The sequence below is a fragment of the Aeromonas mytilicola subsp. aquatica genome (assembly GCF_044336385.1).
Classification (GTDB): Bacteria; Pseudomonadota; Gammaproteobacteria; order Enterobacterales; family Aeromonadaceae; genus Aeromonas; species Aeromonas rivipollensis.
Genome location: NZ_CP172298.1, coordinates 1534444 through 1550686, shown reverse-complemented (window position 1 = coordinate 1550686; position 16243 = coordinate 1534444). Strand labels below are relative to the sequence as shown.

The window sequence follows — 16243 nt, the reverse complement described above, 5'->3', positions numbered from 1 at the left end:
TGCAGTGTCATTCCCATTGTTTCGTCACCAAGCAGCCAATACGTAAAAGGGGGCAACAGCCCCCTTGTTCACTTCATTGCGATCATGCCGACTCTGGCCTGCGAAACGCATGACGCACCAGCACTATGCCCACTCCCAGCATGCCGCCGAGCAGGGTAGCCAAGACCACGACCAGTGAGCGCTTGGGTTTGTCGCGACTCAGAGGTTCACTCGGCGAGGCCAGATAGGCAAAGGACTGGAACGGCAGCTCCTCTAGCTTGATGGCCTGGAGACTGCTCAGTTGCAGACGCAGATCGCTCAGCGCCGGATTGAGGAACTCTGGATTCTGGATCTCCTTGAGGATCTTGAGCTTCTCCGCCAGGGCGCGAGCCCCCAGGTCGATGGGAAGACTCCCCTGATCCTGCAGGTTCTGTACCGGCGCCTCCAGCCCAGCCACCTGGGCGATGCGCAGACCGTACTCGGTACGTAGAATATCGTCTTGCAACTGCTTGAGGGTATCGGCTCGCGCGCTCTCATACTGGGTCTGCAGCGTCTTGATCCTGTTCTGCCAGATGGTGCCCAGTTCCTTGCCCTTGATCGCTGACTCTTGCTGCTGGATGAAGGCGATATAATGCTCCAGGCGCTCCTTGGCCTCGGCCGCCGTGTCTGCGGCGAAGGAGAGGGTGACATCTTCGCGCAGTTTGTCCGTGGCCTTGGCACTGATCCCTTCGGTCATCTTCTTGAGCAGCAGTCGCTTGCCTTTCGCGTCCGTTACTCCGGACTGCGCCGCCTCGGCATCCAGATAACCTTTCTCCATCAGGAACTGACGCTTGTTATTGAAGCTGTTGAAATTGTTGACGAAATCTCCGTAGAGCGCCTTCTTGTCAAAGGAGGTGAAAGCCGCCGCCGGCACCTGAGCGTTAATCAGCTGGTTGATGTTGAGCTCGAGTGATTCAACCTCCTTGAGGGTGGGCGACTTGATCTCGGCCTGGCTGACCCAGACCTGAGGCGCCAGCAGGGCATAAGTTATACCTGCTGCTGCGAATACCCCTGCGACCAGCAGGATCAGGATCTTCTGGTGCCATAACACCATGATCAGCTCACGCAGATCGATCTCATCGCCGGAGGATGCTTGCCAACCCTGAGGCAACTGATTGCCTGAATTATCGAATACCTGTTTGTTCATACTGAGCTCTAAAGATGATGAAGTTACTTCCAGAAAGGGGCGTGACGGTCTTTGTCAGACAAGATTAATGGCACATTGTCCATGAGGGGCCACGCAATAGCCAGCGTCGGATCCGACCAGTTGAGAGATGCTTCCAGCTCGGGAACATAATAGTCGGTGCATTTATACAGCACATGGGCCCATTCGCTCTGTACATAGAATCCGTGGGCAAACCCGGGAGGGATCCACAGCCCCCCGTCTTCCGCCGAGAGCTGCGTGCCAACCCATTGACCCTGAGTCGGACTCCCCACGCGCACATCGACCGCCACATCGAAGATGGTGCCGGTGATTACCTGTACGAGCTTGCCCTGTGGTCTCTCCCTCTGATAATGGAGGCCACGCAGCGTCCCCTGCCGAGAGCGACTCAGGTTGTCCTGAACGAAGCAAAGATCGCCACATTGTTGCGTGAAGTCCTGGTGGCGAAACAGCTCCATGAAGCAGCCTCGCTCATCCTCATGACGCTTGTGCTGGATATGTAACACATCCGGAATACCCAATGAAATAAAGTGCATAGGTGATGTCTTTGATAAGATGGGAAAGGATATATCACCCAATAGACAACCTTATCAATCCCAATCGGAATGAGTCTTGCCAAACGGCGCTTGCAACAAACGCAGCAGATAGGTGCCATACCCGCTCTTTGCCAGAGGGTATGCCAAGGCCCGAAGCTGTTCATCTGATACCCAGCCACGGCGCCAGGCGATCTCCTCGGGAGCAGCAACCTTAAGCCCCTGTCGTTTTTCCAGGGTCTGAATGAAGCTACTGGCCTCCTGCAGACTGTCGTGGGTACCGGTATCGAGCCAGGCTGAGCCTCGCCCCATAAAGCAGACATCCAGGCGCTGCTGCTTCAGATAACACAAATTGACATCGGTGATCTCAAGCTCCCCCCGCCCCGAGGGGTGCAGGGTTCGGGCTATCTTGCTCGCATCGCCATCATAAAAATAGATGCCCGTCACCGCATACTGGCTCGCCGGGGAGGCGGGCTTCTCGACGATCGTTTGCACCTTCCCCTCTTCATCGAACTCCAGGACGCCGTATCGCTCGGGATCCTGCACATGATAGGCAAACAGAGTAGCTCCTTCCGTCCTGGCGCTGGCCTTTTGAAGCTGACGAGGCAACTCGGTGCCATAGAAGATGTTGTCGCCCAGAATAAGGCAGCAGGGACTCCCGGCCAGAAAAGGCTCTGCAATCAGCAAGGCCTGTGCCAGTCCATTGGGCTCATCCTGCACCGAGTAGCTGAAACGCATCCCCCATTGGCTGCCATCCCCCAGCAGCAATTCGAAACGGGGCAGATCCAGTGGCGTGCTGATGATCAGGATGTCACGGATACCCGCCTGCATCAGGGTCGACAGGGGGTAATAGATCATGGGTTTATCGTAGACGGGCAGCAGTTGCTTGCTGATGGCCAAAGTCGCCGGATAGAGCCGGGTGGCCGAACCACCGGCCAAGATGATCCCTTTACGCGTCTCAATTGATGAAGAAGTTATCAATATCGTTCCTCTAAATCACTTGATGATTTTCCTCAATGTATCTCTCACTCCATCTCGCCAATCCGGTAGTTCAATACCAAAGACTGTACGAAACTTCGCAGTGTTAAGACGAGAATTTAACGGCCTAGTGGCTACGACGGGATAAACATGACTTAGCATTGGCTTTACTTCGTTTACCTTGAGCTCGATGCCCAATGCCCTAGCCTCCGCGAAAATAAAGCAAGCATAGTCATACCAGCTAGTTTCCCCTTTTGCAGATACATGGTAGAGACCACAAAGGCGGGAATCCAAAAGTACTTTATCGATTGCCTGCAGAGTAACTTGGGCCAGCATAGCAGCAGATGTTGGAGAACCAATCTGATCACATACGACAGAAAGAGATTTTTTTTCTTGTCCTAGATGTAACATGGTTTTTAAAAAATTCTGCCTATATGGGCTATGCAACCAGCTAGTCCTGAATATCAGATGTTGGCAACCGCTTGCTAAGATGGATTGCTCTCCTTGCAACTTGCTCAATCCATAAACATTCAGGGGGGCAGGTTTATCCTCTTCTCGCCAAGGCTTTTTACCATAGCCATCGAAGACATAGTCTGTGGAAAAGTGCACCAATAGAGCACCGACCCGCTTGGCGGCTTCAGCCAATGCCGCCACCGCATGCGCATTGATTTGATAGGCCGACTCTGGTTCAGTTTCCGCTTGATCGACCAGGGTATAAGCGGCAGCGTTAATGATCACTCGTGGCCGTAGTCGCGCCACCAAAGCAACCAATCGTTCAGGTTGCAAATAATCTGCCTCTGTCCGCAAAGGTGCTGACAATGGAACAGATTCTAATTGTTGGCGTATTACCCATCCGAGCTGACCATTACCTCCCAACAATACCAAGGGTGATGATTGGACAATAAAAGGTGAAGGTGATTCAACTAGACTCATTGGTAGTTTTTGGCCTTAGCGTTGCCAGAATACGCCAGATATTATTCAGCAACTGGTAATAGAGGAAAAACACCAGAGCAAAAAGCAACAAACTAATCCACTCAGGCACACCACCATATTCAAGGGCAATACCCACGACAGCCAGCAATGTCGCAACACCGCAGATAACCACCAACGCCTGATGGGATGAGAGCCCGGCCCGCAAGCAGATATGATGTAAATGTTCGCGGTCAGGCTTAAATGGTGAGGCACCTTTACGTATACGTCGAACCATAATGCAAGTCATATCCATCAGCGGGATGGCAATAAGCCAAAGCGCAGTAACAGGAGTCATTTGCGCCTTTGGCCCTTGAGTTCCCTGCAACAATACCCAAATCACGGTAAAACCGATCAGCATGCTACCCGCATCCCCCATAAAAACCTTTTTTCTCCCCCCAAAAGGGAAACCTAAATTCAGGCAGATATATGGGATCACTACGATCATTATCAATATACAGAAGCGGGCTAACGGCAGTTGCCCATCGGCGTAGTGGATATAAGATAGCGCACCAAAGGTGACCATCGTCAACCCACCCAATAACCCATCGATACCATCCACCATATTAAACGCATTAATAGCGCCAAGAACAGCAAAAATAGTAAAAATATAACCAAGAGGCCCCAGATTTATCTCATGGCCGAATAAAATATAACCAAGGCTTTTTAACGAAAGTCCAGCCGCAAAAATCATTGCACAGGAGATAAGAATTTGTACCACTAACCTGACACGATAATCAACGTCATACTTATCATCAATGGCCCCCATCATCACCAAAACTGAGGCACAAAGCACATATACATCCGAATTAATAAGCAATTCTGGTTTAAACCATAGCACCAGCATCAGAGTAAAATAAATTGAAATCCCTCCCACCAAAGGAACAACCCCTTGATGTAGTTTTCGTTCATTCGGACGGTCAACCAGATTTATCCTCTTTGCTAATTTCCTAAAAAAGAATAGAATAATAAAAGAAACAAGAAAGAATAAGATATACTCCATCCCAAACTCCGTAAATATAAAATTATAATTATATGTTTTAGCCCTATAGAAATATGGGCTTCGAATATTTTAAAAACATCGCTACTTATCTGGTTTGGTCATAATCCGACTACCTCCCTCCTTTCCATAGTATCTTGGCATACTGTGGTTCAAAAGGCCCCTCTTTAACTTCTAGTAATAGAGCCCTATCTGATAGACACTCGACACTATGAATATCTCCAGGAAAGAACTGAATCAGGGGTAAGGAATCATTCTCACTTATAATAAGATCGCGTGATACTGCCCCTGTGACTGAATATAAGCAAACACGAATTTTGCCACGCAAAAGAATAAACATTTCCCATTGATGAGGTAGTTCATGATAATGAGGCTCAACATAACTACCTTTGAGCATAGCGATTAGCAGCCTCTGTACTTTCTCCGCATGGCTAGCATGTAACATATAGTGACTGCGTAACCGCTCTGTTCCAGATGCATCGTGATATAGTTGATTTAATAATGCTGATTCTAAAACTTTCATCGCAAAACCTTAGAGCAAAGATCAGTGTTTCCAAATTCTTTTAGAATCACCTCGGCAGCCGTTGAGACCGAAAACTCTTGCTGCAACAAGTTATTTGCCTGTTGGCCTAGCTGATGACGAAAATTAACATCATTTAGTAACCGCTCAGCCGCTTCATGCAAACCTTCATCATCACCATTTATTCTAATAATACCTGCTCCATGCGTATTTATTAGTTCCATCAAATCATTACCGCTATTCACACTCCCAAGAATAGGGATATTTTGCACCATATAGCCAAGCAACTTTCCAGGAAAATTATGACTGGAATGGTCAGCAGAAAGTGAAAACAATCCAATGTCTATTTCAGTAAGTATACACTTGAATTCTTGTTGATTTACCGATGATAAATAAGTGAAGTTACTTAGGTTCCATTCCTTAGCTAATTTATTTATTAGTTCAACCTCATCGCCTTGACCAACATATAAAAAATGTGCGTTAGAATAGCAGCTCATAGCTCTGGTCAAACGCATTAAATTGGCCATATCTTGTGCATGGCCAATATTTCCTCCATAGAAAAAAATTACTTTATCTTGTAGCTTTAATCGTTGGCGAAGCGGCTGATAATCGGAAGGCAATTGACTAATCGGTGTGAGCGCAGCCCAGTTACGTAATACCTCGGTGGGATAATAATTGCCATCTTCTTTGAATACCTTGACATTATTATCTGACATCAGGCCGATCATCTTGGCCTGGCGATAACTAAAGTGTTCAAAAAAACGAAAATAATGAGTTATGATTGAACGTTCACCAATCATCCCCGCATCAATTGCCCAACGGGGAAACAAATCACGTAGTACCAAATAGGCTGGGCATTGGCAGCGTTGGCACAGCCAGCGTACCAAACCACCGAAAAAAATAGAAGGAGAGTAATACACAACTCCATCAAATTTATACTCATCAATTTTTTCTCTCACCGCCCACCAAGCACGTAGCGACAGCAAGCTTTCGTTAACAGCACGCTTAAATTTACCTACATCTTTAATCTCACCACTTTTGAAGCGCCAAATGGTCACACCATCGAGTTCATCACACATAAGCAATGATGTTTGGCGAGCATCAGGTGTTATCACTGTAACTTGGTGGCCTTGCATCTGCAAATATAAAGCCAACTCATGAAACATCTTTGCTCCAACACGCGTACTGCCAGGCAAATAGTCATCAATCAACAAAGCTAGTCGCATTAATATTTTTTCCAAACTACTCGCATCACATAATCACGATAACTGTGCACAATTCGTACAATTTTATCAGACACATTAGGTATACTATAATCCGCGACTGGACGTAACAACCGCTGATCACCCACTGGTTGAGACTCCAACACTTGTAGCGCTTGAAATACACGCTCTATCTCAAGACCAACCATCATTACCGAAGCCTCTTCAAACGCTTCAGGACGCTCGTGAGCCTCACGAATATTCAATGCTGGAAAATTCATGATGGAAGACTCTTCACTTATGGTACCGCTGTCTGATAGCACCACCTTGGCTGATTTTTGCAACTTATTGTAGTCATGAAAACCCAATGGCTTAAGCAGTTGCACCAATGGATGAAATTCAAGTCCTTGCTCTTCAATCCGTTTACGAGTGCGCGGATGAGTTGAGACAATTACTGGATAACCATATCTCTCCGCCAACCCATTCAGAACCTGCCACAACTTAACGAGATTCTTAGGTGAATCAACATTCTCCTCACGGTGAGCGCTGATTACAAAAAACTCACCCACGTTAAGTTTCAATCGACTTAATACATCTGAACTATCTATCTGCGGCATATAATGGTTGAGCACTTCAAACATCGGACTGCCAGTTTTAATAATCCTATCTGCAGGTAGTCCCTCAGCAAGAAGATAATCACGCGCAATAGTACTGTATGTGAGGTTAATATCAGCCGTATGATCCACGATGCGGCGATTAATCTCCTCCGGTACTCGCATATCAAAGCAGCGGTTACCAGCTTCCATATGGAAGGTGGGAATTTTACGGCGCTTAGCTGGGATCACCGCCATACAACTGTTGGTATCTCCGAGCACCAGCATGGCATCGGGGTTCACCTCGGCCAATACCTTATCCACGCCAATGATCACATTACCGATCGTTTCTGCACCGGTGCTGCCTGCTGCACTTAAAAAGTAATCCGGCTTACGAACGCCAAGGTCATCAAAAAAGACTTGGTTTAATTCAAAATCATAATTTTGGCCAGTATGTACCAAAATATGCTCACAATATTGATCTAACGCAACTAGCACTCGTGATAAACGGATAATTTCTGGGCGTGTACCCACTACTGTCATTACTTTCATTTTACTTTTCATGGCTAATATGACTCATGCTAATGGGCTGGCGATGGTATCTGGATTGCTACGGTCAAAAATTTCATTTGCCCACAGCATTACGATTAATTCCTCTTCACCGATATTAGTAATGTCGTGCGTCCAACCTGGGACAGTTTCGATGATTTTATACTCCCCAGCATCAACGGTAATTGAATATTCCTCACCGGTAATCATCTGCTTAAAACGATAGCTCGCAGTGCCTTTAATAACTAAAAATTTTTCATTTTTAGTGTGATGATAATGACCACCTCGAGTCACTCCGGGATGAGCAGTGAAAAATGAAAACTGCCCCGCTGATGGGGTTTTTAACATTTCAACAAAACTGCCACGCGGATCGTTATAACCCGGTACAGTATAGGAAAAGTCACTGGGTGAAAAATAACTCAAGTAGGTAGCATAAAGAGCACGCATTAGCCCGGTGCCCACCTCTTCAGTTATCAAGTTAATACGACTTTGTTTAAATTTCTGCAAAGCCTCAGCCACTTCCCCTACTGTGGTATGATAAACAGGTTCAACTTCTTTATAACCGCATGGTTGATAATCATCTCTTAGTAAAGAGATAAAGCTGGCACATACATCATCAATATAGACCAGCGCCAATGGCGCTTTGGCATCATGAATAGTGATGGGCAAATCATGCACGGTATTATGACAGAAAGTAGCAACTGCCGAGTTATAGTTTGGGCGACACCATTTACCAAAAACATTGGCCAAGCGATACACATACACAGGGCTACCCGTTTGACGCATATAATCAAAAACGACTTGCTCTGCCGCCGCTTTGCTTTTGCCATAGGCATTATCGCGATCAGCCTGAATGGATGACGTTAATACCAGAGGAATGTGTCGGCCAGTCGCGCCTAACAAGGAAACCAGGTGTTGGGTTAAATCAGTATTACCTTGATGAAATTCAATTTCATCTTTAGGCCTGTTCACACCGGCTAAATGAAATACAAATTCGGCTTCGGCAACCATATCAGCTAGATCTGCTAGAGAATGGCCTTGTTCAAAGCATGTCACATTCGTAAAACCTGCTTCGGCTAAAAAAATTCGCAGGTTTTTACCAATAAAACCGTTGGCGCCGGTGACAAGAATTTTCATTTATACCCCTTCTGGCACAACCAGGCTACCAGCCTCTATATCCCTGATAAAGTCGAGTTTATGCAGCAATTTGATCATCTTCGCCACATCCAAGCGCTCAGTATTGTGAGAGTTATAATCTTCAACGCTCGACAAATCCTTTTCACCCTCTTCGCTATATTTGGAGTAGTTCAAATCGCGATTGTCGGATGGAATACGGTAATAACCGCCTTGATCTTCAGCCACAAACATCTCTTCACGGCTACATAGGGCCTCATAAAGTTTCTCACCATGGCGGGTGCCAATCACATTAACCTGGTGATCAGGCTTTTTAGTTATTTGCAGCAATGCGTTGACCAGCACATCGATAGTAGCCGCAGGCGCTTTCTGCACAAAGATATCGCCGTTGGTGCCATGTTCAAAAGCGTGCAATACCAGATCGACCGCGTCATTGAGCGTCATCATAAAACGGGTCATATTTGGATCAGTGACGGTCAGCGGATCGCCGTTGATGATTTGGCGCAAGAACAACGGGATCACTGAGCCACGTGATGCCATGACGTTACCATAGCGAGTACCACAGATAACCGTTTTATGAGGATCTAAATTACGAGCTTTGGCTATCATCACTTTTTCCATCATCGCTTTGGAAATACCCATCGCATTTATCGGATAAACAGCCTTGTCAGTACTGAGACAAACAACACGAGCAACACCATTTACAATCGCAGCCTCCAGCACATTCTCAGTGCCCTGAACATTCGTTTTTACTGCTTCCATGGGGTAAAACTCACATGAAGGCACTTGCTTCAAAGCCGCAGCATGGTAGATAAAATTAACACCTCTGGTTGCATTGAGCACGCTGTTATAGTCACGAACATCACCGATATAAAACTTCAACTTTGGATGATTATACTTTTTACGCATATCATCTTGCTTTTTTTCATCACGAGAGAATATTCTAATTTCTCTTATATCTGTTTCTAAAAAACGATTCAGCACTGCATTACCAAATGAGCCCGTACCACCAGTAATCAAAAGTATTTTATCAGTAAACATAATTTTTCTCATTTTTGATTCAAACACTGCCAATAAGCTACTGCACGCTGTTGTGCTGTGGGGATATTTTTTATTAACTGATTTCCAGTTTCAACTTGTAGGGCTATTTTATCTGGAGAAATGAATAGTTCATATATCGATTTCGCGATATCTTCGGCATTATTAGCATCGAAATAAGTTGCGGCATTTTTGCATATTCCACTTACAAATGGATAGTCAGAAGCAAGTATTGGTTTTTGCATTTTCATGGCTTCAAGTGGTGTGGCCGAAAAACACTCAAGTAGACTGGGAAAAATTAAGGCATCTATTTTTTGATAAAAAGCTGGGCACTGTACCAATGAGATAGAATCTGTGGTATAGAAATTATCTATTTTATCAAACTTGAGATATTTCATCTCATCAGCATTCAATGTAAATAAGAAATTCACATTAAATCCATAGCGTGATGAAAGAATTTTATTAACGGGAATAAGAATGTCTAGATTTTTGTGTGGATAGGCCCTACCTACAAACCCAACAACCGGAGCATTATTATTATCAAACTTTGGAAAATCAATCGGCACCCACATTTCTGGGTTGTCAAAAATACTTGCATAACTATTTGAGACTATACTGATTGGCATAGTATAGCCTTTCTTGAGCAAGGCATCTTTCACATGTTGGTGTTCAACGACCAGGTGATGATATCGCCTAAATAGAAAATCTTGAATTAAAAATTTCACCTTATTCTTGAGCTTCTGAATGAGTGATAATTTTCTATATGCGTCATTATTAGCATAAGCAATCCAAGGTTGAGCAAAACCTACTATATATTCTTTTGAGTTTAACGGATAATATATCGGACCAAATATGACAAAGCATCGCTCGTATTGCTTTAACATATCCCCATGATCCTTTGATTTTTTCAGTCCATAATAATCTTTTACTTGATATGAGTTAAACATTTTCATATCTAAATTCAATTTAGCTAGTTCATTAGCTACAACTGAGGATACGACAACATCGTAATTAATAATTGTGCTCTTACTCACTTGGTTTAAAGTGACTAGTTCACTAATAAAGGAGGTTGCAACTTGAACCCCTCCACCGGTATGAATATTACCTGCAAAGATCAACGTATTCAATTAAAGACCCTAACTCTCTTATGCATTGCGATTATCGCAAGCATGCCAAATACATATGGAAAAAATATAACCATTTCGCCAAAAAAGTAATTTCCAAAAAAGAGAAAAAATATAGCCTTCTGCATAAAAGACAGCATTAATGAATATCTCACATCCCTTTTACTGACAAGATGAAATAAACTAACTAGAGATGAGATTAAGGAAGAATATAATGCCACACCAAACAACCCTAGATCATGATAAAAATAATAGATAAATGGTTTCGCATTAAAAAATAACGTATTGAAGTCTTTAATATCACTATATTTTGAATTGTACAACTCTGGATAAAAGGGATAAATAATGAACTTGAGAGAAGAAAGATAATATGTATAGTTAAATCCTTCTGACAACGTCAACTTATTGAAGTTTTCAAAATTAATCGCTACATATGTATAAATGGGGCTGATATATGATGCAGCACCATCCCCAAGGTAACTTGCAACCATACCTCCGGTTGAAAGCCGCAGGTAAGTGAACAGCAAAAATACTATAATTATGCACACAACAACTGATAGCATTTTAGCTAAAGAAAATCGATATTTGTAATATATCAAATAGAGCCACCCTAATATTATTATTAGAAGCTCCCCTCTTGAAATTTTATAAAAAATAATAGTAGTCAAAGAAAAAACAATAAACAGCCTAAAATACCACACTCTGAATCTATTCATTCCTTCAGAAAAAAGAAGTGCATGAATGACTGTAATTGCTAGAAATGGGGTAAGTAAATCGAAATAATGAATTACAGGAATACCACTTGGCACACTTTCTTTAAGATCACTGAATCCGAAATAGAGTATTGGGGGTTGGAATATAATTGCTCCAAATCTAATTATGAATGCAAATATTGATAAGCATATAAAAAAATCCAAAAACAAAGCATATTTATTGCTAAAGTAAAAAGACTCAAGACGGTCATTATTTATTTTTTTCGAAGAAAATGACATAATGAAAGCAGGGAGAAACAGTGACATTCCTGCGGTTAATATACTAGCATGCGCTTCAAATGAAATTGGTGACTGAATATCTGAGTTATACAAAGGTTCATAGCTAGCCAAGGCAGAAGATAAGAGCCAAAGTAAAACAAGCATAGCTCCTGGATGATAATAGTCCTTATTTAGGACTGCTAATATCAAGTAGAGAGATATAGCCAGCAGGAAGTATATTTCGCTCATATTTTACAGTATCTTAATGTGAGTGCCATAGCCCCAAGCAGAACAAATCCATATGTAATTTTTGCGAATACAAAAATATCCATCTGCTTAAATGAGTGTGCAACGAATAAAAACAAAACATAAATAAGCAAAGACACTAAATTTATGATAAACAATAACCATCGCTTATCTAATGCATTGAATACATGGTTTAAAATTGCAATACATGAATATGGAATCACACCAATGGCTGCAAGTTGCATCAATGGGACAAGCTCAGAATATTTAGTAAAACGCTCGACTAAATAATACATACTAACATTCGCAATCAGAATAACCACACATGTTCCAAAGAAAACGAGTGCTGATTCCTTCCAATGAAATAGCTTTTTTTCTTTTACTGTACTACGAATTATTTTGGGATAGATTAACTCTGTCAATATTGATGGAATAGAAAAGATGGAAGCAAAGACAAACATAATAATACTATAAGTACCAAGGGCATCTCTCCCCAAGCTCCAATCCACAAATAAACGATCTATAACGAAACTGAGGTATATAATTACTGAATTTAAAAATAAAAGTTTAGACGTTCCAATCATCTTCCTCTTTATTGCTAAAATATACCTCCACCTTATATCAAAAGTTATATTAAAACCATATTTTAAAAGTAGGATAATTAATAAAACCCAGAAAGAAATAGGGTATATTAAAATAAAAGCATTGAATGAATATAAAGATGCTAAGAGCGATATTGTAAGAGGGAAGGCATAAAGCCATCCCATCAAAACATTTACTGACTTTATATTTTCTGTTGCCCTGAAGTAGGCTTTTATTACATTAGTAATCGCAAGAGATATGCCAACCAAACAGAATGAAAATATAGTTATATTAGCATTCTCAATTATTAGTGAGATAAGCAATATTGCTAAAGAGCCAAAAAAAGAAACTAATAAAGAAAATAGAAGGTACGCGCTCCTATGACCATCGCTTTTGGTCATAGGAAGATAACGGTCGAGAGCGAATCTAGTGCCTAAATGAGTATAATCAAAAGTTTGTAACCAAATTTTGGCGATAGCCACATCACCCAATAATGACACGGGAAGACGTTGCATAAAGACTAAATTAAGAAGTATATTCAAAAGTTGTATTGAATAACTCAAAAAAATATAAATTATTTTACTTCTCATTGATGCACCGCTCTGCATCGCTTAAAACCATGTAATAGAAATTATCTTTCATTAGAACTCCATTCTCCATATTAAAAACCATCTCAGCAAATTTCCCACGGTATAATAATTGATAGTTATCCCCTGGTCTAATTTGTACTTTTGGTAGCACATCAGAATGGAACAAGTTATTAAAACTATGATATAAAACAATGAGTGCCTTACGGATTTTATCGTCATCCAGTCGTTTTATATCTTTTATTTCAGATAGCATTTTATAAAATTCGCTCACGGATTCCGGTTCGAAACAGATACCAAAACCATGATAGTATCCTTTTCCTGCTGTTATTGCTGGTATACCTGCGCAACTAAATTCAAGTCCGGCTGTTCCTTTCGCTGTGACAATAACATCTGCAATATCAATGATTGAATTGGTATTGTAATCCATGGGAAGAATGCAAACATGATTAAGCTTGTTCTTCTCTACAATAGCTTCAACCCCTCCTTTCTCCCCCCACATATATGAACTTGGATGGGCTTTCACAAAGCAGTTAATATCGTTATTACCATTAAGGGTTATTAACGTTTTCTCTAGAAAATCATAGTAATCTTTAAAAAGTAAACCCTCGCCGACATGGGGCGCGTCCGAAAACGCATGAGCCATTACAAACACACAATTTTTTTTATCACTAAAGCTGGAATGTAAGCTGAGACTTTCCTGTTTCGTATATGTTTTTTTGTTTTTAAAAGCATTTTGAATATCAATCTGAGTAGATATGCCTAGCACTCGTGATTGATAATATGATATCTCACCTGTCAAGTCTGAACAGCGGAATGCTTCATCAATGACCTTTTTATCTGCCTTTAAAAAGTGCTCATTTATATTCATTTGTGGAGTATACATTTTGTATACATCCATATCCTTTAATAAAATAGTTGCCCCTCTAGCATGCGCTTGTCGACATAACATGCCATATTCCGCATAAACATTATGGCTAGATACAACGAACCGAATATCGTTTTTCTTTAAAATGTTTTTGTTACCATAATAAAAGCATAGTGATCTAAATATAACTCTACCATGTGAAAAAAGAGACAGTCTATCAATAGTGTAGCTGTTAGGTATATTTCTAATTAATGAATCATAAATAAGATCACCAATTAAAATGTCATCTTTACGGTAATCAACAAGTTTATTTCCATTCTTCAAAAAAAACAGTACATAGAAGAAAGAACAAAGTGAAAAAAATACCACACCAGGATTAATATAATTCAACCACCAGCAGAAAAAGTTATTTATCCCAAAAGAGCGATAAATGGGAATGACGTTACTTGCCTTTTGCTTTATGCCCCTGACAAGCACCTTAACATTGAGCCCTGAAGCCTCCCTTGCAGCATTTGCCAGACGAGATTTTTCAACAATGCTCGTTGGTGAGTCCAGAAAACCCTCTACCAATATTCCGACGTCACCATTATATTTTTGTGGCCAATGTTTTTGGTTTAGCTCAATGAATCTTTTTTCTTCCGGAGATATTTTATATTTGAAAAATAATTTAATAAATATTTTTTTTATCGTTTTAAAATTCATAAAGTGAAGCCATCATCCACTACAATATTTTGCCCCGTTACATACCTAGCCTGCTCTGACAGCAGGAATAGAATGCTACCGATAACTTCTGAAACCTCCAGCATTCCTGCACCATGAGTCTGCTTCTTATATGCCTGACAAAAAACCTCAGGTTGATTATCAAATATACCACCAGGGCTAACTAAATTAATTCTGAAGCGACTGTCATTGACGTAGGCTACTGTATACTTGCTCAAGTGCTGTATGGCTGACTTTATTGCAGCGTATTCAACTGCCATGGTCATTTTGGTGTTGTTGTAAATATCAAACTTAGGTGCAACAACACCATATATGGATGAAATATTGACTAATGAAAAGGCTGTTTCATGTGCTTTGAAATAAGAAGCACATTGCTGAGTAAATAGAAAAGCACTGCCGAGATGAAGTGAAATATTTTCATTGAAACTGGCGAGAGACACATCAAAAAAATGTGCGCCATAGGTTTTATTTCTCGGATAGGTCGCGTTGACAGCACCATCCATATGCTCTTGTCGCGCAAAGAATGCTTTAAGGCTTTCCTCACTGGTCACATCCAGCTGGATCAATGTCAGATTGTCGTCTGCCGTATCGACACCCTGAGTGGCAAGACGCTGGGCCATGGCATCGACATTGATATCTGCCGCGATCACCTTGCCCCCTTGGGCCAGAATGGCAGGCACCAGACGGGAGCCCAGCAAGCCGCCGGCACCGGCCACCAGAATGCGTTTTTCATTCAACAGCTGTTCCATTATTTCCACTCCCCTACGATAGCTTCTGCCAATTTGAAATCATAAATATCATCAATGTCCACCGCTCGTTCTTTAGGCACTTCGATACTGGTGACTTTCCCCGAGAACAGCCCGTAGTGTTCAAGCACAAAGGCAGGTGTCGTCGCATACACTACTGTCGTGATATCAAAAACCGAAGGCGCATCCTGACGTCGAGCGACATCGCAGGTTGGTTTATTGACCAATTCGACCCAGCCATCTACCGTTTCTTTTACCATGTTGAAATAGGGACTGCGGTTGGCTGGCGTGACGGAGATACAGATATCGGCATTTTGTTCACGACGTTTGGCAATGGCCGCTTCAACATCACTCACGCTGCGCAGCGGGCTGGTTGCCGGCAAGCTGATGAAACCATCGAATGCCCCATAATGCGCGGTCGCCCATTCAATGGCATGTCGCCAGGACAACCACTCCGGGCTGGTGTCTGTCGCCAATTCGGATGGGCGCTCGATAACCACCGCGCCGGATGAGATTGCAACGCTAGCAATGGCAGCATCATCCGTAGACACAAACACCTGGCTAATCGATGGTGATGCCAGCGCCGTATCTATGGAATATTGCAACAAAGGTTTTCCCGCCAATGGACGAATGTTTTTTCCTGGCAACCCTTTTGAGCCGCCCCGGGCGAAAATGAACGCAAAATTTTTCATCTGATTCGAGA

Annotated in this window: 16 protein-coding genes; all 16 read right to left on the bottom strand. The window is 42.4% G+C overall.

Annotation, left to right across the window (positions count from 1 at the left end):
* Window positions 1-82: 82 nt before the first annotated feature.
* Entirely contained in the window at window positions 83-1165 is a 1083-nt protein-coding gene (locus ACFWHB_RS07215) for an LPS O-antigen chain length determinant protein WzzB (protein ID WP_395949806.1), read from the bottom strand.
* A gap of 23 nt (window positions 1166-1188) precedes the next feature.
* Window positions 1189-1716: a dTDP-4-dehydrorhamnose 3,5-epimerase gene (gene rfbC, locus ACFWHB_RS07210; RefSeq protein ID WP_395949805.1), complete on the bottom strand. Its 528-nt coding sequence runs from the start codon at window positions 1714-1716 to the stop codon at window positions 1189-1191.
* Between the two features lie 54 nt (window positions 1717-1770).
* A complete protein-coding gene (gene rfbA, locus ACFWHB_RS07205) occupies window positions 1771-2676 on the bottom strand; it encodes a glucose-1-phosphate thymidylyltransferase RfbA (protein ID WP_395950179.1) in 906 nt (301 codons plus the stop codon).
* A 33-nt stretch (window positions 2677-2709) separates the two neighbouring features.
* Window positions 2710-3624, bottom strand: a complete 915-nt coding sequence (gene rfbD / locus ACFWHB_RS07200; RefSeq protein WP_395949804.1) for a dTDP-4-dehydrorhamnose reductase — start codon at window positions 3622-3624, stop codon at window positions 2710-2712.
* Window positions 3611-4663 carry a UDP-N-acetylglucosamine--undecaprenyl-phosphate N-acetylglucosaminephosphotransferase gene (gene wecA, locus ACFWHB_RS07195; protein ID WP_395949803.1) on the bottom strand — a complete coding sequence of 351 codons (1053 nt, stop codon included), beginning with the start codon at window positions 4661-4663 and terminating at the stop codon, window positions 3611-3613. Before wecA ends, rfbD begins: the two co-directional genes overlap by 14 nt.
* 109 nt (window positions 4664-4772) lie before the next feature.
* Complete coding sequence (locus ACFWHB_RS07190) at window positions 4773-5183, bottom strand: WbuC family cupin fold metalloprotein (protein WP_395949801.1); 411 nt, start codon at window positions 5181-5183, stop codon at window positions 4773-4775.
* A complete protein-coding gene (locus tag ACFWHB_RS07185; protein WP_395949799.1) occupies window positions 5180-6346 on the bottom strand; it encodes a glycosyltransferase family 4 protein in 1167 nt (388 codons plus the stop codon). The genes ACFWHB_RS07190 and ACFWHB_RS07185 overlap by 4 nt, the downstream gene beginning before the upstream one ends.
* Window positions 6347-6405: 59 nt before the next feature.
* Window positions 6406-7539, bottom strand: coding sequence for a non-hydrolyzing UDP-N-acetylglucosamine 2-epimerase (gene wecB / locus ACFWHB_RS07180; RefSeq protein WP_323912210.1), 1134 nt, complete (start codon window positions 7537-7539; stop codon window positions 6406-6408).
* 12 nt (window positions 7540-7551) lie between these two features.
* Window positions 7552-8661: a UDP-2-acetamido-2,6-beta-L-arabino-hexul-4-ose reductase gene (locus tag ACFWHB_RS07175; protein ID WP_395949798.1), complete on the bottom strand. Its 1110-nt coding sequence runs from the start codon at window positions 8659-8661 to the stop codon at window positions 7552-7554.
* Window positions 8662-9699 carry a polysaccharide biosynthesis protein gene (locus tag ACFWHB_RS07170; RefSeq protein ID WP_395949797.1) on the bottom strand — a complete coding sequence of 346 codons (1038 nt, stop codon included), beginning with the start codon at window positions 9697-9699 and terminating at the stop codon, window positions 8662-8664.
* A gap of 8 nt (window positions 9700-9707) precedes the next feature.
* Window positions 9708-10823 carry a glycosyltransferase gene (locus ACFWHB_RS07165; RefSeq protein WP_395949796.1) on the bottom strand — a complete coding sequence of 372 codons (1116 nt, stop codon included), beginning with the start codon at window positions 10821-10823 and terminating at the stop codon, window positions 9708-9710.
* On the bottom strand, window positions 10820-12040 hold the full coding sequence (locus tag ACFWHB_RS07160) for an O-antigen polymerase (protein ID WP_395949795.1): 1221 nt from the start codon (window positions 12038-12040) through the stop codon (window positions 10820-10822). The genes ACFWHB_RS07165 and ACFWHB_RS07160 overlap by 4 nt, the downstream gene beginning before the upstream one ends.
* On the bottom strand, window positions 12037-13227 hold the full coding sequence (locus ACFWHB_RS07155) for a hypothetical protein (RefSeq protein WP_395949794.1): 1191 nt from the start codon (window positions 13225-13227) through the stop codon (window positions 12037-12039). Before ACFWHB_RS07155 ends, ACFWHB_RS07160 begins: the two co-directional genes overlap by 4 nt.
* Complete coding sequence (locus tag ACFWHB_RS07150) at window positions 13199-14776, bottom strand: capsular polysaccharide export protein, LipB/KpsS family (protein WP_395949793.1); 1578 nt, start codon at window positions 14774-14776, stop codon at window positions 13199-13201. Before ACFWHB_RS07150 ends, ACFWHB_RS07155 begins: the two co-directional genes overlap by 29 nt.
* Window positions 14773-15543 carry an oxidoreductase gene (locus tag ACFWHB_RS07145; RefSeq protein WP_395949792.1) on the bottom strand — a complete coding sequence of 257 codons (771 nt, stop codon included), beginning with the start codon at window positions 15541-15543 and terminating at the stop codon, window positions 14773-14775. The genes ACFWHB_RS07150 and ACFWHB_RS07145 overlap by 4 nt, the downstream gene beginning before the upstream one ends.
* Window positions 15543-16232, bottom strand: a complete 690-nt coding sequence (locus ACFWHB_RS07140; RefSeq protein WP_395949791.1) for an acylneuraminate cytidylyltransferase family protein — start codon at window positions 16230-16232, stop codon at window positions 15543-15545. The genes ACFWHB_RS07145 and ACFWHB_RS07140 overlap by 1 nt, the downstream gene beginning before the upstream one ends.
* Between the last annotated feature and the right edge of the window lie 11 nt (window positions 16233-16243).